Origin of the sequence: Streptomyces sp. NPDC048639 (genome assembly GCF_043199075.1) — a bacterium.
Lineage (GTDB): Bacteria > Actinomycetota > Actinomycetes > Streptomycetales > Streptomycetaceae > Streptomyces.
The window spans coordinates 857,073-877,654 of sequence record NZ_JBICVP010000001.1 but is presented as its reverse complement, the minus strand read 5'-3'; the positions used below and the strand labels follow the sequence as shown (position 1 = coordinate 877,654).

Below are 20,582 nucleotides of genomic sequence, written 5' to 3'. Positions count from 1 at the left end.
GGGGAACGGCATGGACGACCGGCCGGTGTCACTGGTCAAGCACGGTGAGAGTGCCGTGGCCGAACGACCGCCGGAGCGTCTGCCCGACCGGGCGGCACCGGCCGAGGGCTGCCTGACCGTCGCCATCCGTATGCCGGTGCGGATCATCGCCCTGATCGTCGTCGTCCCCGTACGCCTCGTCTGGGACGCGCTCGTCGCCTGCGGCAAGGCACTGGAGCGTACGGTGCTGCGGCCTCTCGGGCGGGCACTGGCCTGGCTGTGGCGCACACTCGTCGTCGCCCCGTGCCACGCGGTGGGCCGGGCGCTGGCCTGGATGTGGCGGACGCTGATCGTCGTCCCGTTCACCGCGATCGGCCGCGCCCTGGCCTGGACGGGCCGGACCCTGGTCGTGACGCGCTCGCCTGGCTCTGGCGGCGGCTGATAGCTCCGGCGGGCCGCGGTCTGGGCAGTGGCCTGGTCTGGCTCGCGAAGGCACTGTTCGTGTGGCCGTGGGCCGCCCTCCACCGGTACGTCCTCGCGCCCGCCGGCCGTGCTGCCGGCACCGCACTCGTCTGGCTGGGCCGCCATCTCGTCGCGATCCCGGCCGCCGCACTGTACGCCCAGGTGCTCACGCCCCTCGGCCATGGCCTCACCTGGCTCGGCCGCACGCTGCGCGCGGGAGCGGCAGCCGTGGTGCGCGGCACGGGCATCGCCCTTGTCGCGCTCGGCCGCTACGCGATCGTGGTGCCGGCCGTCGCGCTCCACCGGTATGTGCTCACTCCGCTCGGCGGCGCCCTGGTGTGGCTGGGCCGGACGCTGGTCGTCGTGCCGCTCGCCGCCCTCTGGCGCTGGGTCCTGCGGCCCGTCGGGCACGGCTTCGCCGTAGTCGGCCGGGAGATCGGCGAGGCGCTGGGGCACGCCTGGCGGGCGGCGGCGTACATCTCCCGCGCCATCTGGCGCTGCCTCGCGACGCTCTTCCGGTGGATCTTCGTCGAGCCCGTCCGCTGGGCGTACCGCGCGGTGCTGACACCCGTCGGTCATGCCGTGCGCGACCATCTCTGGCGCCCGGTCGGCCGCGTCCTACGGGAGGCCGGCCAGGGGGTGCGCCAGGCTCTTGCGGCCGCGCGGCAGAGCGTGCGGCAGGCCCGCGACGAGGCCTCCCGGCTGTTGTTCGGCAAACCCCGCCGGGAACCCCTGCCCGCCCGGGCACGTACTCTAGGCAGTAGTACGACCGTTCCGACGAAGGACTGAACGACACTGGGCAAGCGACAGCCCGAAGGCCCTCCGCCCGCACCCGCGGTGCAGCGCATCCGACTGCGCTACACCAAGCGCGGCCGCCTCCGGTTCACCAGTCACCGCGACTTCCAGCGCGCTTTCGAGCGGGCCCTGCGCCGCGCCGAGGTCCCCATGGCCTATTCGGCGGGCTTCACCCCGCATCCCAAGGTGTCGTACGCCAATGCCGCACCCACCGGCACGGGCAGCGAGGGCGAGTATCTGGAGATCGCCCTCACCGAGGCGCGCGACCCCGAGAAGCTGCGATTGCTGCTCGACGAGTCGCTGCCCGACGGCCTCGACATCACCGAGGCCGTCGAGGCACGGACGAGCGGCCTGGCCGATCGTCTGGAGGCGTCGGTCTGGGAGCTGCGGCTCGACGGGGTCGGATTCCCGGAGGCCGAGAGGGCCGTCGCGAGCTTCCTCGCCGCGGAGACCGTCCAGGTCGAGCGGCGCACGAAAAACGGAATGCGCACCTTCGACGCCCGCACCGCGGTTGTCGCTCTCGAGGCCGCCGAAGGGGCGGCTGATAGGCCCGAGGAGGGGGCCTGTGCGATACTGCGGCTGGTTGTCCGGCATTCGACACCTGCCGTACGACCTGACGACGTCCTGTCCGGCCTCCGAGCCACGGCCGACCTGGCGCCGCCGGTCCCCGCTGCGGTGACCAGGCTGGCGCAGGGGCCGCTCGATGCGGAGTCCGGCTCGGTGACCGACCCGCTCGCCCCCGACCGCGAGGCAGTCACGGCCGCCCCACCCACGGCCGCCGGACCGACCGCCGCGACGGGAGCACCGCCCTTTAGCGAGGGAGCGCCGGAAGGTTCCGCGTAGGACCCGTCGACGCGCCGCCGATGCACCAGGGAGCCACCCGGGTCCGGCCGGCGCACCGAGACAGCAGACTTTCGCCGGTGCCGGCCACACGGCCCCGGCGAGTGAGACTTAGCTCCCGTGTGGCGCCCGCGCCCCGGGCCGCGGCACCGCGTACATCGCGCGGGCCGCGGACGGAACCGGTGCGGCGCCCGGGAGCGTGACGGGAGAACCGCCCGCATGCTCGAGCCGATCGAGCCCACGGAGGCGCTGAACAGCGTCGCCGGGGCCAGCTCAGAGAACACCAGTCCCAGCGATCACCTGCCGCCGCGTCGCAGGCGTCGTGCCGCGTCCCGGCCGGCCGGCCCGCCCGGCGCCGCGACGGCGGACGACACCGCGTCGGCCATACCGGCCACGGGTTTCGCGGCCGAGGCCACGAAGGAGACGGCGGTGTCCGCCGCCGCATCCGAATCGTCCGGTGACGCGCCCGTACAGGCGCCTGTACAGGCGGCCGGGGAGCGCGCAGTGACAGCCGGCATGACGGACCCGCTCGCCGAGGGCGAGGGGGAAGCCGCCGAGGAGACGGAGGCGGCAGCAGCGCAGGCCGTCGGCGATTCCGTGAGCGAAAGCGTCGCTGCCGCGGAGGAGACGAAGCCGGCCCGTACGCGCCGTCGTGCGACGCGCAAGGCGACGGCTCCTGCCGGTCCGCCGCAGGCCCAGGACACCGACCCGTCCGCCGCTGCGGTGACCACCGCGCCGGTGGCCGCCTCGGCCGGTTCCGAGGCGCCGGAGCCCGCGACCGTGACGGCCGGCGACGCCGGCGCGTCCGGTGGCGAGGACGCCGCCGAGGCGAAGCCGGCCCGATCGCGCCGTCGTGCGACGCGCAAGGTCACCGCTGCCGCGGGTACGCCGCAGCCCCAGGAGGACGCCTCCGCAGGAGCCGCGCCCGACGCAGCGCCGACGGCCGAGGCCCCGGCGTCCGGGGAGAGCACCGCCCCCGCGGAGTCCGCCGCGCCCGCCGAGGACGCGAAGCCCGCGCGGACCCGCCGCCGCGCCACCCGCAAGTCCGCGGAGGCGCCCGCGGAGCAGCAGGCCCCCGCGGCCGATGCCGCCGCGACGCCCGCCGCTCAGAGCGCGGAAGCCGCTCCGGCCGGGGAGGACGAGGCGCCCCGCGCCCGTACGCGCCGCAGGTCGCGCAAGGCTGCCGCCGAGGCCGAGCCGCAGCCGTCCGCGACCACCGACGAGAGCGCTACCGCGGAACCCGCCGACAAGACCGCCGGGACTCCGGAGCCCGAGGCTGCCGTGAGGTCCGGGGCGAAGCGCCGTCGGCAGCCCCCCAGCGCCGTCTTCCAGGCACCCGTTTTCACCGAGCCGATGTTCCAGACCCCGGAGCGTGCCGCGGCCGCCGCCGCGGAGGCCTCCGAGGAGCGGGACGAGGACGAGACGGCGGAGGAGGCGAAGCCCGCGGCGTCCAGCGGTTCCCGCCGGCGCCGCCGCCGGGGCGGAGGGGACGAGGAGCAGCCCGCCGCCGAGAAGGCCGAGTCCCCGCAGTCCGCCGAGGAGTCCTCGGGCGCCGAGGACGAGGGCGAGGGCGGCGACTCCGCCGACGAGTCGGGCGACCGCCCGGCACGTCGCCGCCGTCGCGGTGGCCGTCGCCGTCGCCGTGGCGAGACCGCCGAGGGCGCGGCCACGGACTCCGCCGACGACCAGGGCGAGGACGAGGGCGACGAGTCCGAGGAGCGCGAGTCCGAGGAGAACGAGTCCTCCGGCGGCTCGAGCAGCAGCAGCCGTCGCCGCCGCCGTCGCCGCCGTCGCAGCGGTGACGGCCCCGAGTCCGGCGAGAGCGGTTCCGAGGACGACCCGGAGCGTACGGTCGTCAAGATCCGTGAGCCGCGCCCGAAGTCCGAGCCGGCCGACGAGGTGCAGTCCATCAAGGGCTCGACCCGGCTGGAGGCGAAGAAGCAGCGCCGCCGCGAGGGCCGCGAGCAGGGCCGCCGCCGTGTGCCGATCATCACCGAGGCCGAGTTCTTGGCCCGCCGGGAGGCCGTCGAGCGTGTGATGGTGGTGCGCCAGCAGGGCGACCGCACCCAGATCGGTGTGCTGGAGGACGACGTCCTCGTCGAGCACTTCGTGAACAAGGAGCAGGCCACCAGCTACGTCGGCAACGTCTACCTGGGCAAGGTCCAGAACGTCCTGCCGTCCATGGAGGCCGCGTTCGTCGACATCGGCAAGGGGCGGAACGCCGTCCTGTACGCCGGTGAGGTCAACTTCGAGGCGCTGGGCATGGCCAACGGCCCGCGCCGTATCGAGACCGCGCTGAAGTCCGGCCAGTCCGTCCTCGTCCAGGTCACCAAGGACCCGATCGGTCACAAGGGCGCCCGGCTCACCAGCCAGGTCTCCCTGCCCGGCCGCTACCTGGTCTACGTGCCCGAGGGCTCGATGACCGGTATCAGCCGCAAGCTCCCCGACACCGAGCGCGCCCGCCTGAAGCAGATCCTGAAGAAGATCGTCCCCGAGGACGCGGGCGTCATCGTCCGTACCGCCGCGGAGGGCGCCAGCGAGGACGAGCTGCGGCGGGACGTCGAGCGTCTGCAGGCGCAGTGGGAGGAGATCCAGAAGAAGTCGAAGAACGGCAACGCGCCGACGCTTCTCTACGGCGAACCGGACATGACCGTCCGGGTTGTCCGCGACATCTTCAACGAGGACTTCTCCAAGGTCATCGTCAGCGGTGACGAGGCCTGGGAGACCATCCACGGGTACGTCTCGCACGTCGCGCCCGACCTCACCGAGCGCCTCCAGAAGTGGACGTCGGATGTCGACGTCTTCGCCTCGAACCGGATCGACGAGCAGCTCATGAAGGCGCTGGACCGCAAGGTCTGGCTGCCGAGCGGCGGTTCGCTGGTGATCGACCGGACCGAGGCGATGATCGTCATCGACGTCAACACCGGGAAGTTCACCGGTCAGGGCGGCAACCTCGAGGAGACGGTCACCAGGAACAACCTGGAGGCGGCAGAGGAGATCGTGCGCCAGCTCCGGCTGCGCGACCTCGGCGGCATCATCGTCATCGACTTCATCGACATGGTGCTGGAGTCCAACCGGGACCTGGTGCTGCGGCGCCTGCTGGAGTGCCTGGGCCGGGACCGTACGAAGCACCAGGTCGCCGAGGTCACCTCGCTGGGCCTGGTCCAGATGACCCGTAAGCGCGTCGGCCAGGGGCTGCTGGAGTCGTTCTCCGAGACCTGTGTGCACTGCAACGGGCGCGGCGTCATCGTCCACGTCGACCAGCCGACCTCGGCCGGTGGCGGGGGCGGCGGCAAGCGCAAGAAGAAGGGCAAGGGCGGTGGCCAGCCCGAGCCGACTCCGGCCCACGCGCATGTGCACGAGCCGGAGGTCATCGAGGCCGAGGCCGAGACATCGCCCGAGGCCGTGGCGGACGCCCGCCCGGACGTCTCCGAGCCGAAGGCGCTTCCCGAGCCGGCCTTCGAGCCGGACGAGGAGCTGTTCAGCAGCGCCGAGGAGGCGGAGGCCGCCGCGGGCCGCGGCCGCCGGCGCCGCCGGGCCACCCGCAAGGTGTCCGCGCCGGCCGGGCCGCCGAAGGCCGCCGAGGACGCCGCCGTGGTCGTCGCGCCGACGGCGCCGCACCGCGAGACGCGCGAGGACGAGGCGCAGAGCCCCGAGCCGGTCGCGGAGGCGGCCGAGCCCGCGCCCCCGCGCGCCCGTCGCCGGGCGACGCGCAAGGCCACGTCCCCGGCCGGGCCGCCGAAGGCCGCCGAGGGCGAGGCGTCCGCCGGTGAGCCGGAGCAGGCAGCCCCGGGCTCGGCGCCCGAGGCCGCGGCCGCGGCCGAGGTGACGGAGGCGGGTGCCGAGGCACCGGCCAAGAAGACCGCCCGTAAGTCGGCCACCAAGAAGGCACCGGCCAAGAAGGCGGCCGCCAAGAAGACCGCGGCGAAGAAGACCACGGCCAAGAAGGCGACGTCGAAGAAGGCGACGACCAAGAAGGCCACGAAGAAGACGGTGGCGGCGGACCAGTCCGCGCCGGCCGTCTCCGCCCCGGCCGACGAGTAGTCACGACCCCGGGCCGTTCCCTTGTGGAGCGGCCCGGGGCCGGTTTGACCGCCTGGTCAAGGCCCCGTAACCTTGACCGTCGGCGTTTGTACGCCAACCCCTGAGCAAATCCCTCCCGGTTCGCCGGGAGAGGCCGCTCGTCCTTCCGGATAACACGGGCTTTCCCGGCCCGTGTGAGCGGCTGGCGTCATGGGTCCCGTTCAACGAGCAGAGAGTGAGTTCCGCGTGTACGCGATCGTGCGCAGCGGTGGCCGCCAGCACAAGGTGGCTGTCGGCGACATCGTCGAGGTTGACAGGATTTCCACCGGCAAGGTGGGCGACACGGTCGAGCTCTCGACCCTGCTCGTAGTCGACGGCGAGGCCGTGACCAGCGACCCGTGGGTGCTGGCCGGGATCAAGGTGCAGGCCGAGGTCGTGGATCACCACAAGGGTGCCAAGATCGACATCCTGCGTTACAAGAACAAGACCGGATACCGTCGTCGTCAGGGCCACCGTCAGCAGTACACGGCCCTGAAGATCACCGGCATCCCCGCGGCTGCGAAGTAAGGGACTGAGGAGAGATGGCACACAAGAAGGGCGCATCGTCCACTCGGAACGGTCGCGACTCCAATGCCCAGCGGCTCGGCGTGAAGCGCTTCGGCGGTCAGGTCGTCAACGCGGGTGAGATCCTGGTCCGCCAGCGCGGCACCCACTTCCACCCGGGCTCCGGCGTGGGCCGTGGTGGCGACGACACGCTGTTCGCCCTCGCCGCCGGTGCGGTCGAGTTCGGCACCGCACGTGGTCGCAAGGTCGTGAACATCGTCCCGGTCGCCGAGTAATTCGGCCCCGGCACGACACAGAGCACCTTTCCGAGGGCGGACCCCTTTTCCCTGCGTGGGGAAGCGGGTCCGCCCTCGGCGCGTTGACACAAGTGCCGGGTCCACCGGCACCGCACGGCATCACGACATTCCCGTACGCCTGGCCGTTCCGACGGGACCGGCGTACGCCATATCCCGTACGTCAGATCCGTACGTACGACGTCACTGGAGGCAACCGCATGACCACCTTCGTGGACCGCGTCGAGCTGCATGTCGCCGCGGGTAACGGGGGCCATGGCTGCGCCTCCGTGCACCGGGAGAAGTTCAAGCCGCTGGGCGGCCCCGACGGCGGCAACGGCGGCCGCGGCGGCGATGTGACCCTGGTCGTCGACCAGTCCGTCACCACACTGCTCGACTACCACCACAGCCCGCACCGCAAGGCCACCAACGGCAAGCCCGGCGAGGGCGGCAACCGCTCGGGCAAGGACGGCACGGACCTCGTCCTCCCCGTCCCGGACGGCACCGTCGTCCTCGACAAGCAGGGCAACGTCGTCGCCGACCTGGTCGGCCAGGGCACGCGCTTCGTCGCCGCCCAGGGCGGCCGCGGCGGCCTGGGCAATGCCGCACTCGCCTCGGCCCGCCGCAAGGCGCCCGGCTTCGCGCTGCTGGGCGAGCCCGGCCACTCCGGTGACGTCGTCCTGGAGCTGAAGACCGTCGCCGACGTGGCACTCGTCGGCTATCCGAGCGCGGGCAAGTCCTCGCTGATCTCGGTGCTCTCGGCAGCCAAGCCGAAGATCGCGGACTATCCCTTCACCACGCTCGTCCCCAACCTCGGTGTGGTGACGGCCGGTTCGACCGTCTACACCATCGCGGACGTGCCCGGCCTGATCCCGGGCGCCAGCCAGGGCAAGGGCCTGGGCCTGGAGTTCCTGCGCCACGTCGAGCGCTGCTCGGTGCTCGTGCACGTCCTGGACTGCGCGGCGCTGGAGTCCGAGCGCGACCCGGTCACCGACCTCGACGTGATCGAGGCCGAGCTGGCGGAGTACGGCGGTCTGGGCGACCGGCCGCGGATCGTCGCGCTCAACAAGACCGACATCCCCGACGGCAAGGACCTCGCGGACATCATCCGCCCCGATCTCGAGGCCCGCGGCTTCCAGGTATTCGACGTGTCCGCGGTCTCCCATGCCGGGCTGAAGGAGCTGTCCTTCGGCCTCGCCAAGATCATTGCCGATGCGCGGGCGGCCAAGCCGGTGGACGAGGCGACCAGGATCGTCATCCGCCCCAAGGCCGTGGACGACGCGGGCTTCACGGTCACCGAGGAGAACGGCTTCTACCGGGTGCTCGGCGAGAAGCCCGAACGCTGGGTCCGCCAGACCGACTTCGCCAACGACGAGGCCGTGGGCTACCTCGCCGACCGGCTCAACCGCCTCGGAGTCGAGGAGGAGTTGATGAAGGCCGGCGCCCGTCCCGGCGACGAGGTCGTCATCGGAGGCGAGGACGACGCGGTCGTCTTCGACTGGGAGCCGACCATGGCGACCGGCGCGGCGATGCTCGGCCGCCGTGGCGAGGACCACCGCATGGAGTCCCCGCGCCCGGCCACACAGCGCCGCCGCGACCGCCAGGCGGAGCGCGACGAGGCGCAGGAGGAGTACGAGGGCTTCGACCCCTTCGCGTAGGAGCACGGGGCCCGGACGCACCTCCGGGCCCCCGCAGCACTGAGGCCCGGGAACGACACCAGTCGTTCCCGGGCCTCAAGCGTTCTCCTGCCGGCGTGCTCAACGCCCGTCCGCGGCTGCCCGGTGGGTCGGCACCCGCTCCGGACATGCGGCCCGGCGGGCGGCGCTACGCGGTGACCGAGTCCTCCGCGCCGGTCGCCTCGGCCTCGGCGTCCTCCTCGATGCCCTCGACCTCACGCTGCGCAGGCAGCTCGGTCGCCAGCCGCGCCGTCATCCGCGCCCGGCGCTCGTCCGCCTTGACGGCCAGCTCCAGCGACGCCGCGTCGAAGCGTGCCAGCGACGGCGGGTCGGAGGGGCCGAGCAGGTGCTCCTTCAGCTCGGCGCGGGCGGCGACGAGCGTGTCCTTCTCAGGATTGCGCACGGCCTCCAGCAGCGCCGGGATGCCCTTCGCCTTCGGCCCGAGGATCGTGGCCGCCCGTACGGTCGGGAAGCCGGCCTTGAAGTCCTCCTCGCGGAGCCCGCTGGTGTTCGCCACCGCGTACGGCTTCTCACTCGAGAGGTAGTCGGAGACCACGCTGGAGACATCGCTGATCAGCAGATCGGCCTGGTTGAAGCAGGTGTAGATCGCGGGGCGGGCCGCGGTGATGATCTGGTGCTCCCACTCCGGGAAGGAGGCCCAGTAGGCGGTCTCCCAGGCCGCGGTGGCCTCGGCGACGGCGGCGGCGCGGCCGGTGTCGGGGGAGCCCTGGAGCTTCATCCGCTCGATCTCGTCCGCGGAGGCCCGGAAGGCGGTGCTGGTGAGGCGGTCCAACTCGGCGGTGCGGCGGGCCAGTTCGGCTGCTGCCTCGGGGCCGGGACGCGTCCCCGAGCGGCGCGCGTTCGCCTCGGTGATCATCGCCTGGATGCGCTCGTTGGCGCGGCCCGCGCGCGGGTCGACGGAACCGGTCATCGGGTGCGGCTTGTAGAGCAGGCGCACCTTGGGGTCGTCGAGCAGTTCGCGGACGATGTTCTCGCCGGCCAGGATGACCGAGGTGTTGCCCGGGTCGTTGGTCCAGCCCTCCCAGGTGGGGGCATAGAGCACGGTGGTGTACGGCGAGGTCGGCGAGCCCACGTACGGCCGGATCGGGGCGAGCTGCGGCCGGCCGACCTCCACGACGTCCTTGTCCTCGACGCCGATGTCGGCGAGCTGGTAGCGCTCGCGCGCGGCGGGACCTGCCACCCACACCTCGTCGTACGCCTTCGCGTACGGGTTGCAGCTCGACAGCTTGTCGCTCTCGCCGTGGTTGATGAAGGCGTGCTTGATCGAGGGGATGCGCAGCACCTGCGAGGTCTTGCCGGAGTTCGCCGGGTGCAGCAGGACCTTGAGCGTCGAGTGCTCCAGGTTCATCAGATGCGCGACCTTCGGGATGCAGACGATCGGCACGTCCGTCGCGTCGATCTTCTGCACCATGAACCGCTCGCGCAGCACGATGAGCGGCCTGCCCTCCAGCGAGGCGACCGTCGAGAGCCACATGTTGGCCTGGTACGCGGAGGTGGTGCCGCCGGAGAAGTACATGCCGACGGTCGGCCGGTAGTCGGCGAGCCATGCGTCCAGCCACTCCAGCGCCGCCCGCTCGTTCGCGGGCCGCTTCCCCGGCAGCAGCCAGGTGCCCAGGTACACGGTGCCGAAGACACTGAGCGCCAGGGCGAGGCCGAGGCCGATACCGCCGTAGAGGGCGTCCTTGGTGGCGGCCGTCACCATCAGGCCCGCCGTGGCCGGCACGGAGAAGGTCAGCAGCCGGTGACCCGGGCGTCGCGCCAGGATGCGCGGCGGCGCGGTGTGCAGACGCAGGGCGGAAGTGTCGATGTTCCGGGTGGCGATCGGCAGCGTGCGGGTGCGGCGGACCAGCACCGCGACCGCCTGGCAGGCGAAGTGCACCAGGTAGAAGGACAGAAGGGCGATCGTGAGCGGCGACTGCTCGTGCAGCGGGTTGATGCCCTCGATCCGCAGCAGCCCCACGAGGATCAGCATGTCGCGCAGGAGCTGCCGTACGGTGACGTCGAACCGGATTCTGCCCAGCAGCGACAGCAGGCCGGGCTGCTTGTGCTGCAGATAGAGATCGAGGCCGAGACCCACCGCGGAGGCGGCGGCGAAAGTCGGCACGTTGGGCAGCAGTGCCCCCGCGAGCTGGGCCGTGAAGGCCGCGAACATCGTGAACAGCGCGACGAGCTGCACGATGCGACGGGGGGCGAGTCCGGCAGATGGCACTGGCTGGGCTCCTGGTGGAGGCGATCGGATGGGGGAGGACCGGCAGGCGGCCGCCTCACGCCGGTGCCGCACGGGGGCGACGGCGGCGAGAATGACCCCTGACCGTATTGCGTACGCGTCCCGCATGACAATCTGCCGTGACCGCATTCACCATGAATGGGACCAAAGCCACTGAACCAAATGGCCGATTGTGGCCTCCGCCACTTCGGTACCGGCGAGTTCTTTGCGCCATGCCTCGGCCCGTCCCTTTCGCGCGCGTCCCGGTCCGGCGTGTGCCCTTGCCCCGGCCGTCCGCCGATCGGGACGGAACGCCGCCGCCCGCGCCCGCTGACGTAGATTGCGAGGCGGAGAGCACGATCGATCAGTGGGGACGCAAGGGTGTCTGGGGCAGCAGGGTCAGCAGGGGTGCGGGACGGGGTCGCGGGCGCGCGCAGGGTCGTGGTCAAGGTCGGCTCGTCGTCCCTGACCACCGCGGCGGGCGGCCTCGACGCCGACCGCGTGGACGCGCTGGTCGACGTCCTGTCCGCCGCTCGCGGCGGCGGTGAGCGGGAGGTCGTCCTCGTCTCCTCCGGTGCCATCGCCGCCGGGCTCGCCCCGCTCGGACTGCGGCGCAGGCCCCGGGACCTGGCCCGGCAGCAGGCCGCGGCGAGCGTCGGCCAGGGCCTGCTGGTGGCCCGTTACACCGCCTCCTTCGCCCGACACGGCGTCCGTGTCGGGCAGGTGCTGCTGACCACCGACGACACCAGCCGCCGGGCCCACTACCGCAACGCCTACCGGACCCTGGACAAGCTCCTGGCGATGGGCGCCGTGCCGGTCGTCAACGAGAACGACACCGTCGCCACGGACGAGATCCGGTTCGGCGACAACGACCGGCTGGCGGCACTCGTCGCCCATCTCGTCCGGGCCGACCTGCTGGTACTGCTGTCCGACATCGACGGCCTCTACGACGGCGACCCCACGAGCCCGGGCACCACCCGCATCCCCGAGGTCGCCGGCCCCCAGGACCTCGACGGCGTCTCCATCGGCAGCGCGGGCAAGGCGGGCGTGGGCACCGGCGGCATGGTCACCAAGGTCGAGGCGGCCCGTATCGCCGCCGCGGCCGGCGTCCCGGTCGTCCTCACCTCCGCCACGCACGCGGCCGACGCGCTCGCGGGCCGTACCACCGGCACGTACTTCCACCCCACCGGCCGGCGCTCCGCCGACCGGCTGCTGTGGCTCGCCCACGCCTCGACACCGCGCGGTTCGCTGACCCTGGACGACGGCGCCGTCCGCGCCGTGGTCGAGAGGCGCACCTCCCTGCTGCCGGCCGGAATCGCCGCCGTGGAGGGGGACTTCAGCGCCGGCGACCCGATCGAGCTGCGCGATGCGGAGGGGCGCGCGGTCGCCCGCGGACTCGTCAATTTCGACGCAAAAGAGATCCCCCTTCTCCTCGGCCGGTCGACGCGCGATCTCGCCCGCGAGCTGGGCCCGGCGTACGAACGCGAGGTCGTGCACCGTGACGATCTGGTCGTCCTCAAGCACTGACGAACACCATCGGCGGAGGTTCGGTGAAAAGTCCGGCCATTCCACGGTGACCTTCCGGAAAACCGCCCGAAGCGACGCACAGGGCTGGTCAACTTTGATGCACGGACAGTGCATCGCGCCGCGTTCGCCCATGGACGACGGCATCAAACTGGCTTCGCCCGCCGACGAGCGGAGCGCCGAGCAAGGCAGGAGGCGGCCCGTGAGACGAGGGCGCCCAGAAACGTTGCCCCGAGCCGGGGGCGATCCCGCGGCCGCGAGCCGGGGCACCCGCAGCCATGCCCGAAGGGCTGCGGGGGAGGGGCGGGCACTCACCAGCGTCGGCGGGGAGGAGCGCGCCGAGCGGCCCGGGCCGTCGGGCCGTGCCGCCGCCGGGCGTGAGCCGGAGGGCGACGGCCGCGAGGCGTCCCGGCTGTGGCACGTCACGCTCAGCGTCTCCGGGGGCGAGGCGCCCCTGCGGGAGGTCAGGCGGTCACTGGAGCAGCTCGCCCACGACCACCCGTTCCTGCTGACCAGCCGCTACGCAGGCGACCACGCCGAGATCCGCTACTGGGAGGAGGCGCGGGACCTGCACGACGCGGCGGCCGTCGCGCTCCGCCTCTGGGGCGAGCACCGTTCCACGGCGGGCCTGCCGCCCTGGGAGATCGTCGGTCTCGAGGTCATCGACCGTGAGACCTACCACCAGCGCGTGGCGGAGGGCTACGGACCGCCTCCGGCCGCGCAGGTGGGGGTCCATCCGTACTGACATCCGCCTCCGCCTGTCCGTACTGACGTCCGCCCCGTCCGTGCGTACCCGCCGGCCCCCCGTGGCGGACACCGCCGTCCAGCAGGCCGTTTCCCCGCCGCAGCGGCCCGTACGGCGTCTCGCAGTGCGGGACATCCGGCGGCTTCCGTCGTCCGGCTCAGTACGCTGCTAGGCATGAGCAGCAGCGACTTCCCCTCGCCCCTGGCCGACCCCACGCCGAAGTCTCCCGTCATCCACGCGGCCTACCGGGCCCGTGCGGCGGCGCAGACGCTGGCGACCCTGCCCCGGGCGGTCAAGGACGATGCACTGCTGGCGATGGCCGACGCACTCGAGGTGCGGACGAAGGAGATCGTCGAGGCCAACGCCGAGGACGTCGAGCGCGCCCGTGCCGCCGGCACCAGCGCGTCGATCGTCGACCGGCTGACCCTGACCCCCGAGCGGGTACGGGCCATCGCCTCGGACGTACGGGACGTGGTGGCCCTCCCCGACCCCGTCGGCGAGATCGTCCGCGGCTCCACCCTCCCCAACGGCATCGACCTGCGCCAGGTCCGCGTGCCGCTGGGCGTCATCGGGATCATCTACGAGGCCCGGCCCAACGTCACGGTGGACGCCGCCGCGCTGTGCCTGAAGTCGGGCAACGCGGTGCTGCTCCGCGGCTCCTCCTCGGCCTACGCCTCCAACAAGGCCCTGGTCACCGTCCTGCGCGACGCCGTCGGCGGCGCCGGACTGCCCGCGGACGCCGTCCAGCTCGTCCCGGGCGAGAGCCGCGACTCCGTACGCGAACTGATGCGCGCCCGCGGCATGGTCGACGTGCTGATCCCGCGCGGCGGTGCGGCCCTCATCCAGACCGTGGTCGAGGAGTCCATCGTCCCGGTCATCGAGACCGGCACCGGCAACTGCCACGTCTACGTCGACGCCCAGACCGACCTGTCCATGGCCGTGGACATCCTCATCAACTCCAAGGCGCAGCGCCCCAGCGTCTGCAACGCCGCCGAGACCCTCCTCGTCCACCAGGACATCGCGGCCGAGTTCCTGCCGCGGGCACTCGAGGCACTGGCCGATGCCGGAGTGACCGTGCACGGCGACGAGCGCGTGCTGGAGGCCGCCGAGAAGTCCGGCACGCGGGCCACCGTGGTCCCGGCGACGCTGGAGGACTGGGAGACCGAGTACCTCTCGTACGACATCGCCGCGGCCGTCGTGGACGACCTGGAGGCGGCGGTCGCGCACATCCGGCTGTGGAGTTCGGGCCACACCGAGGCGATCGTCACCACCTCCCAGTCCGCGGCCCGCCGGTTCACCCAGTTGGTCGATTCCACGACGGTCGCCGTCAACGCCTCGACGCGCTTCACCGACGGCGGTCAGTTCGGCTTCGGCGCCGAGATCGGCATCTCGACGCAGAAGCTGCACGCGCGGGGCCCGATGGGCCTGCCGGAGCTGACTTCCACCAAGTACGTGGTGACGGGGGACGGTCACACTCGGTGACCTAGGGGTCTGCCTGGATTTCGCCCTCGGCCTGCCCAAAAGGTCCCCACGGCCGTACTCTGGACGGGTGCCGGACGACGTGGGGGGCAGGCCGTTCCCGGACGGCGACGAGCCCGACAGCCACAGCCACGGGGCAGCGGACGAAGAGTTCGCCACCGTGGTGTTCGACGAGGACTTCGTCAGGGCGGCACGGATCCATGAGCCCACCGCCGTCGAGCGCATGCTGGCCGCTGCGCAGGCCCGTGCCGAGGCGGAGGCCATGCGGGCCCGGTCGGGCTCGGGAGCCCCGGACGAGGAGTTCTACGACGACGGGTACGACCCCGACGACCCCGACGCGGACTTCGACCGGCTCGACGCGTTCGACCACGACCCCGACGACGGCTACGGCCCGTACGGCCGCTACGGCGGCGCCCTCGGCCCGTACCGCAGCCATGCCCGCTGGCATCGCCCCGTGGCCTGGGTGCTGGCCGTCGTGATGGGCATAGGCATGGTCGCGCTCGCGTTCGCCGCCGTTTACCGTGGGACTGCGGGCAGCCGGCAGGAGCCGGCGCCCCCGCCCGCCACCAGCGGGGTGGACGGTCCGCAGACGGGGCAGCTCACCGGCCAGCCCGGCGCACTCCCCGAGACGGAAGCGGAATCCGCCGCACCGACCGCGACCGCAGTGCCGCGTGCCCAGTGACGGGCCGTTGAGCATCCGTCAGAAGTTGTCGTACGGCCCCGCGTTTACCTGAATGCCTTCCGACCTACTCTGAAGGTATGGCCGGGCCTGGAGAGCCACCTGAGGGGACACCCGAGGGCGTTCCGGGAGGTGGAGAGGACGAGTACCGATCCGTCGTCTTCGACGAGTCGTTCGTCCGTGCTGCCCGGCTGCAGGAGTTCTCCGCCCAGGAGCGCCTGGACGACCACGCCCCCGCCGTGCGCAGCCGGCGCCCGTGGGCGCGGGCGCGGGGATCGAGGCAGGCGCTGGTCCTGGTCATCCTCATCGCCCTCGCCTTTGCCACGGCGATCTACATGGGCGTGCGCCACCCCTACCAGCAGCAGGCCCTGCGCAGTGCCGAACCTCTGCGCACCACCGTGATACCGCTCGCACCGCGCGGCGCCGTGCCCGGCGGAGCGCCCGCGGACCTCTTCCGCCGCAGTCCGGCCGCCACGTTCCGGTCCGGGGCCGAGGGAGTCACTCTTCCGGCGGCCCGGGCCAGCAGAAGCTTCTCCGAGAGCCAGGTGCTGGCCGCCCTCGACGCTGCCAAGGAGTACGTGGTGCGGTCCGCACTCGACCCGGATGTGCTGACCGGTGGTGCCGTGCGCTCCGTGCGGGTGCTCATCGACCCGGCCCAGCTCGCCCAGTTCGACCGCAGCGTGGAGCGTCCGGCAGCCGACGGGAGGCACGCGGCCACCGGCTGGCTGATCCGCCTCGACGCCGCCAAAGTCGTCCTGGCCGACCCGAAGATCCGGGTTCACGGCACCCTGAGCGTGCGGGAGACGAGCCCGGACCAGCTCGAGGTCACCGGGGACCACACCATCGTCTACGCGGTGCATGCCGCGAAGAACGGCGGGAAGCGGGCCTCCGTGGACGCCTCGCTGTTCACCGTGCGCCGTGAGGTGCGGCTGCGGTTCGACCGCGACGACCTGAGGGACCATCGGGTCGAGGTCGTCCAGAGCTATCTCCAGGCGGGCCCGCTGGCGTGCTCCTCCGACACCGCGGGGCGGCTGAGCCCGCTGCTGGCAGGGGAGAGCGCCAAGGCGGACAGCCCGGCGGACACGGACCCGTACGCGCCGGGTCGCCCGACGGCGGCGGTGTGCGGGGTGCTGACGCCGAAGTGACCGCGGCCGCTCCCGGTAGGTGCTCCTGTGGTGCCCGGACCGTGCGGGCCTCGACGTCGGCCGGACGGAAACGCGGCGTCCCCCCGGCCCGCCGGGAAATGGCGGGCCGGGGGGACGGGGTTTCGCTCAACGAGCCGCTCAACGAGCCTGTGCCCAGGGCCTGTTCGTACGACCCTGGGGACTGCCGCCGCTAGGACTTGTCCGTGCCGGAGGGGCCGGATCCGCCGCCCGCGTCACCGCCGGGCTGCGTGCCGTTGCCGTCCGCCGAGCCCTCGCCGGGCCCACCGGAACCGCCGGGCGGGCGGGCGCCGGTGAAGGCGTCCCGCAGCTTCCCGCCGAGGTCCCCCGCACCGCCCGCGATGTCCCGTACGAGCCCCATCAGGGGGTCCTTGCTGTTGCGCACATGGTCCGCGTAGTGGTTCGCGTGGTCCTTGAAGGAGTCGGAGACCGAGGCGTCCTGGTCGGTGTCCCGGCGCGGGTAGTGGCCATCCATGATCCGCTGGTAGTCGCGGCCGGCCGCCCACTTGCGCAGCTCCGCGGCGCGCACGGTGGTGAACGGGTGGCTGCGCGGCAGCACGTTCATGATCTTCAGTACGGAGTCGCGCAGATCGCCGCCCGCCTCGTACTCCTCGGCCTGCTTCAGGAACGCGTCCACGTTCATCTCGTGCAGATGGTGGCCGCCCGCGAGCTTCATCAGGCCGCGCATCGACGCCTGGAGGTCCTGGCCGACCAGGAGCCCCGCGCGGTCGGCCGACAGCTCCGACTTCCGGAACCACTCGCGCAGCGCCGTCACGATCGCCATCACCGCTATGTTGCCGAGCGGGATCCAGGCGACCTTGAGGGCGAAGTTGGTCAGGAACAGCAGAATCGTGCGGTAGACGGAGTGTCCGGACAGTGCGTGGCCCACCTCGTGGCCGACGACCGCCCGCATCTCCTCCTCGTCCAGCAGCTCAACGAGCCCGGTGGTGACCACGATGATCGGCTCGTCCAGACCGATGCACATGGCGTTCGGCTTCGGGTCCTGCGTCACGTACATCGGCGGGACCTTCTCCAGGTCCAGGATGTAGCAGGCGTCCCGCAGCATGGTGTTGAGGTGAACGAACTGCTGGTCCCCCACGCGTACCGAGTCGGAGAGGTACAGCAGTCGCAGGCTGCGCTCCGGCAGCAGACCGCTGAGCGCCTTGAAGACGGTGTCGAATCCGCTCAGCTTGCGCAGTGCGACCAGTGCGGACCGGTCCGCGGGGTGTTCGTAGGCGCGGGAGGAGATCCCCGGAAAGCGCCTGCGGTTGCGGCTCGGTGCGCGCTCCTGGCTGTGTTCGGTCATGCGTGGCCCCCTTGTCGGCCTTCGTCGTGGCCCGTCCCCCAGTAGACCCCCACCCTAGGCCCAAAGCTGCCGATCTCCCGCTTACGATGAGGGCGCTACGTACGCGCTCGCGCGTCCCGTGTCCGATGACGAACTGGATAGGCCTGCCGACGATGAGTCTTCTTCAGCCCGCCCACTCCCTGGTCACGCTCGCCTCCGAGGGCGGCGAGCACGGCGGGAACCACGAGAGCCTCAGCCCGTACCTCACGGGTGGCGGCGCGCTGTTCTTCCTGCTGCTCCTGCTCTGGATCACCACGCGCTTCAACCGGGACCGCTGAGTCGTAGGCTCTGCGCATGGGCGACCAGGAGGGGCGGCTGTGAGCGGTCCGGCGAAACGGCGACTCGGTGTCATGGGCGGAACGTTCGACCCCGTCCACCACGGCCACCTGGTCGCCGCCAGCGAGGTGGCCGCGCGGTTCCACCTCGACGAAGTGGTCTTCGTGCCCACCGGTCAGCCCTGGCAGAAGAGCCATCAGGAGGTGTCCCCCGCCGAGGACCGCTACCTGATGACGGTGATCGCGACGGCGTCCAACCCCCAGTTCTCGGTCAGTCGCATCGACATCGACCGGGCCGGCAGGACGTACACCATCGACACCCTGCGTGAGCTGCACGACCTGAACCCGGACACCGATCTCTTCTTCATCACCGGTGCCGACGCTCTCGCCCAGATCCTCACCTGGCGGGACGCCGACGAACTGTTCTCGCTGGCGCACTTCATCGGTGCGACCAGGCCCGGGCACACACTCAACGACCCCGGTCTGCCGGACGGCGGGGTGTCCCTGGTGGAGGTGCCGGCCCTCGCCATCTCTTCGACGGGCTGCCGGGCGAGGGTGGCGGGCGGAGACCCCATCTGGTATCTGGTGCCGGACGGGGTGGTGCGCTACATCAACAAGCGCGGGCTGTACCGGGACGCCGGTTAGCCGAGCGTGGCGAACAGCCCGAGCACGGGAAGGGGCACCGGTGAACGACGCACACTCCGGGCGGCAGCACGCCGAGGGTGAGCCCGAGTACGGCCAGGACCCCTACGGGCAGCAGTACTACGACCCGTACGCCCAGCAGCAGCAACAGCCGCAGACGGATCAGGGTTACGCCTACGATCCGTACACGCAGCAGTACTACGACCCGTATGCGCAGCCGCAGCAACCGCAGCAGGGATACGGGTATCCCTACGCGCAGCCTCAGCAGATGCCCCAGCAGTCGGCGCAGCAGGTCGACGAGCAGCAGTGGATCCCGCAGCAGCAACAGCCGTACGACGCCTACGGCCGGCCGCAGGCCCCACCGCAGCAGCAGGCCCCGCCCCCGCCCCCTCCCCGGGCACCGGAACCGCAGCACACCGGTCAGATGCCCCGCGTCCCGGCCCAGGCGCGGCCGGGTGACCAGGGACCGGGCGACCGGGGACCGGGTCAGCGAGGGCCGGGCCGGCGAGGGCCGGGTCAGCCCACCGACTACCGCACGGAGCAGTTCTCGTTCATCGAGGAGGAGGACGAGGACTCCGAGGACGTCATCGACTGGCTGAAGTTCGCCGAGACCCGCTCCGAGCGGCGCGACGAGCGCAAGCGCAAGGGCCGTAACCGCCTCGTCGCGCTCGTCGTGGTCACCGTCCTCGCGCTCGCCGGTGGCGTCGGCTATCTCTGGTACGCGGGCAAGCTGCCCGCACTGCCGGGGTCCGATCCCGGAGCGCAGGCCGCGAGCGGACCGCAGAAGCGCGACGTGATCGTCGTCCATCTGCGGAACACCAGGGGCGGCGGCAGTTCCACGGCGCTGCTCGTGGACAACGAGACCACCGAGAAGGGCACCACCGTCCTGCTGCCGAACTCCATGGCGCTGGCCACGGACGACGGCGGCAGCACCACGCTCGGCAAATCCGTGGTGGACGAGGGCACCACGCCCACCCGGGACGCTCTCGACTCCCTCCTCGGTTCGGACATCAAGGGAAGCTGGCGGCTCGACACCCCGTACCTGGAGCTCCTGGTCGAGTCGATCGGCGGTATCGAGGTCGACACCGACACCACCGTGCCCTCCGCGAACAAGGGCGAGGCTCCCTTGGTCAAGCGGGGCCAGGACCAGACGCTCTCGGGGCAGGCGGCCGTCGCCTACGCCACGCACCTGGGGCGCGGTGAGCAACAGGCGCAGCAGCTCAAGCGGTTCGGCCAGGTCATGCAGGCGGTGCTCCGCAAGGTCCCGAGCAGCGAGGACGCCGCGACCTCCACGGTCCAGTCGCTCAACCAGATCCCGGATCCCTCGCTCACCGAGAGCCAGCTCGGCGCCTCCCTGGCGCAGCTCGCCGAGCAGGCCAAGGGCGGCGCGTACGCGACGGCGCTGCTACCGGTCCAGGCCGACGGCACGCTCAGCGAGAAGGTCTCGCAGAGCGTGGTCAAGGACGTCCTGGGCGGGACGGTCAAGAACGCCGACCCGGACGCGGCACCGCGGATCAGTGTGCGGAACGCCAGCGGCGACGCCCAGGCCACGAACAGCGCCCAGGTCACGCTGGTCAACGGTGGCTACACCTTCGTGGACGGCGGACGCGCGGGCGCGGCCCTGGCGGCCTCGCGGGTGACATACGCGGACGCGGCGCAGGCGGAGAAGGCCAGGGAGGTCGCCAAGACGCTGGGCCTGCCGGGCAGTGCGGTCAAGAAGGGCAAGGGCGCGTCCAACGCGGACGTGACCGTCGTCCTCGGCCGCGACTACGACGCGGGTTAGGGACGCGGGCCGGGGCCGGGCCGGAGCACGGAGCAGTCGAGGCGCTCACGGACCGGGCCCCCGTCCGGGCTCACGGACCGGCCGGGGCAGAGCGGCCCTGACCCGGCCG

Annotated in this window: 17 protein-coding genes; 15 read left to right on the top strand and 2 right to left on the bottom strand. The window is 72.2% G+C overall.

Translation table 11 applies throughout. The annotated features are described in order from the left end of the window. The first annotated feature begins 10 nt into the window (after nt 1-10). The 7 genes from ACGFNH_RS03760 to obgE all read left to right on the top strand — a co-directional run bounded on the left by ACGFNH_RS03760 (nt 11) and on the right by obgE (nt 8,593). The gene (locus ACGFNH_RS03760; protein WP_393651336.1) at nt 11-421 is read left to right on the top strand and encodes a hypothetical protein; all 411 of its coding nucleotides are present in this window, start codon (nt 11-13) and stop codon (nt 419-421) included. 59 nt (nt 422-480) lie between these two features. Continuing rightward, nucleotides 481-1,230 carry a hypothetical protein gene (locus ACGFNH_RS03755; RefSeq protein ID WP_393651335.1) on the top strand — a complete coding sequence of 250 codons (750 nt, stop codon included), beginning with the start codon at nt 481-483 and terminating at the stop codon, nt 1,228-1,230. A gap of 48 nt (nt 1,231-1,278) precedes the next feature. After that, nucleotides 1,279-2,079 carry a TIGR03936 family radical SAM-associated protein gene (locus tag ACGFNH_RS03750; protein WP_393651334.1) on the top strand — a complete coding sequence of 267 codons (801 nt, stop codon included), beginning with the start codon at nt 1,279-1,281 and terminating at the stop codon, nt 2,077-2,079. A gap of 216 nt (nt 2,080-2,295) precedes the next feature. Continuing rightward, the gene (locus tag ACGFNH_RS03745) at nt 2,296-6,120 is read left to right on the top strand and encodes a ribonuclease E/G (RefSeq protein WP_393651333.1); all 3,825 of its coding nucleotides are present in this window, start codon (nt 2,296-2,298) and stop codon (nt 6,118-6,120) included. Nucleotides 6,121-6,345: 225 nt separating this feature from the next. After that, entirely contained in the window at nt 6,346-6,666 is a 321-nt protein-coding gene (gene rplU, locus ACGFNH_RS03740; RefSeq protein ID WP_393651332.1) for a 50S ribosomal protein L21, read from the top strand. A 14-nt stretch (nt 6,667-6,680) separates the two neighbouring features. Beyond that, nucleotides 6,681-6,938: a 50S ribosomal protein L27 gene (rpmA, locus tag ACGFNH_RS03735; protein ID WP_393651331.1), complete on the top strand. Its 258-nt coding sequence runs from the start codon at nt 6,681-6,683 to the stop codon at nt 6,936-6,938. 218 nt (nt 6,939-7,156) lie between these two features. Continuing rightward, nucleotides 7,157-8,593, top strand: coding sequence for a GTPase ObgE (gene obgE, locus ACGFNH_RS03730; RefSeq protein WP_393651330.1), 1,437 nt, complete (start codon nt 7,157-7,159; stop codon nt 8,591-8,593). 166 nt (nt 8,594-8,759) lie between these two features. On the opposite strand, the gene ACGFNH_RS03725 is transcribed toward obgE, so the two are convergent. Next, nucleotides 8,760-10,841, bottom strand: a complete 2,082-nt coding sequence (locus tag ACGFNH_RS03725; RefSeq protein WP_393651329.1) for a hypothetical protein — start codon at nt 10,839-10,841, stop codon at nt 8,760-8,762. Between the two features lie 405 nt (nt 10,842-11,246). On the opposite strand from ACGFNH_RS03725, the gene proB reads away from it, so the two are divergent. From proB to ACGFNH_RS03700, 5 genes are all read left to right on the top strand, one after another. Continuing rightward, complete coding sequence (proB, locus tag ACGFNH_RS03720; RefSeq protein ID WP_393651328.1) at nt 11,247-12,365, top strand: glutamate 5-kinase; 1,119 nt, start codon at nt 11,247-11,249, stop codon at nt 12,363-12,365. Nucleotides 12,366-12,564: 199 nt separating this feature from the next. Continuing rightward, entirely contained in the window at nt 12,565-13,107 is a 543-nt protein-coding gene (locus ACGFNH_RS03715; RefSeq protein WP_393651327.1) for a hypothetical protein, read from the top strand. A 174-nt stretch (nt 13,108-13,281) separates the two neighbouring features. Beyond that, nucleotides 13,282-14,589, top strand: coding sequence for a glutamate-5-semialdehyde dehydrogenase (locus ACGFNH_RS03710; protein ID WP_393651326.1), 1,308 nt, complete (start codon nt 13,282-13,284; stop codon nt 14,587-14,589). 67 nt (nt 14,590-14,656) lie between these two features. Beyond that, entirely contained in the window at nt 14,657-15,268 is a 612-nt protein-coding gene (locus tag ACGFNH_RS03705) for a hypothetical protein (protein ID WP_393651325.1), read from the top strand. A gap of 77 nt (nt 15,269-15,345) precedes the next feature. Next, entirely contained in the window at nt 15,346-16,410 is a 1,065-nt protein-coding gene (locus ACGFNH_RS03700; RefSeq protein WP_393651324.1) for a hypothetical protein, read from the top strand. Between the two features lie 190 nt (nt 16,411-16,600). Here the strand turns inward: ACGFNH_RS03700 and ACGFNH_RS03695 are convergent, their stop codons facing one another. Further along, nucleotides 16,601-17,734 carry a M48 family metallopeptidase gene (locus ACGFNH_RS03695; protein WP_393651323.1) on the bottom strand — a complete coding sequence of 378 codons (1,134 nt, stop codon included), beginning with the start codon at nt 17,732-17,734 and terminating at the stop codon, nt 16,601-16,603. Nucleotides 17,735-17,886: 152 nt separating this feature from the next. On the opposite strand from ACGFNH_RS03695, the gene ACGFNH_RS03690 reads away from it, so the two are divergent. The 3 genes from ACGFNH_RS03690 (at nt 17,887) to ACGFNH_RS03680 (ending at nt 20,473) form a co-directional block, all read left to right on the top strand. Further along, nucleotides 17,887-18,051, top strand: a complete 165-nt coding sequence (locus ACGFNH_RS03690; RefSeq protein WP_393651322.1) for a hypothetical protein — start codon at nt 17,887-17,889, stop codon at nt 18,049-18,051. A 72-nt stretch (nt 18,052-18,123) separates the two neighbouring features. Beyond that, nucleotides 18,124-18,693 (top strand): nicotinate-nucleotide adenylyltransferase, encoded by a 570-nt coding sequence (gene nadD, locus ACGFNH_RS03685; protein ID WP_393651500.1) that lies wholly within the window; start codon nt 18,124-18,126, stop codon nt 18,691-18,693. A gap of 40 nt (nt 18,694-18,733) precedes the next feature. Continuing rightward, complete coding sequence (locus tag ACGFNH_RS03680; RefSeq protein WP_393651321.1) at nt 18,734-20,473, top strand: LCP family protein; 1,740 nt, start codon at nt 18,734-18,736, stop codon at nt 20,471-20,473. The last annotated feature ends 109 nt before the right edge of the window (nt 20,474-20,582 follow it).

Excerpts from the sequence above, each read along its gene's own strand:
- ACGFNH_RS03760 (WP_393651336.1), top strand. The coding sequence starts at position 11 with ATGGACGACCGGCCGGTGTCACTGGTCAAGCACGGTGAGAGTGCCGTG.
- ACGFNH_RS03745 (WP_393651333.1), top strand. The coding sequence starts at position 2,296 with ATGCTCGAGCCGATCGAGCCCACGGAGGCGCTGAACAGCGTCGCCGGG.
- rpmA (WP_393651331.1), top strand. The coding sequence starts at position 6,681 with ATGGCACACAAGAAGGGCGCATCGTCCACTCGGAACGGTCGCGACTCC.
- obgE (WP_393651330.1), top strand. The coding sequence starts at position 7,157 with ATGACCACCTTCGTGGACCGCGTCGAGCTGCATGTCGCCGCGGGTAAC.
- ACGFNH_RS03710 (WP_393651326.1), top strand. The coding sequence starts at position 13,282 with ATGAGCAGCAGCGACTTCCCCTCGCCCCTGGCCGACCCCACGCCGAAG.
- ACGFNH_RS03700 (WP_393651324.1), top strand. The coding sequence starts at position 15,346 with ATGGCCGGGCCTGGAGAGCCACCTGAGGGGACACCCGAGGGCGTTCCG.
- ACGFNH_RS03695 (WP_393651323.1), bottom strand. The coding sequence starts at position 17,734 with ATGACCGAACACAGCCAGGAGCGCGCACCGAGCCGCAACCGCAGGCGC.
- ACGFNH_RS03690 (WP_393651322.1), top strand. The coding sequence starts at position 17,887 with ATGAGTCTTCTTCAGCCCGCCCACTCCCTGGTCACGCTCGCCTCCGAG.
- nadD (WP_393651500.1), top strand. The coding sequence starts at position 18,124 with ATGGGCGGAACGTTCGACCCCGTCCACCACGGCCACCTGGTCGCCGCC.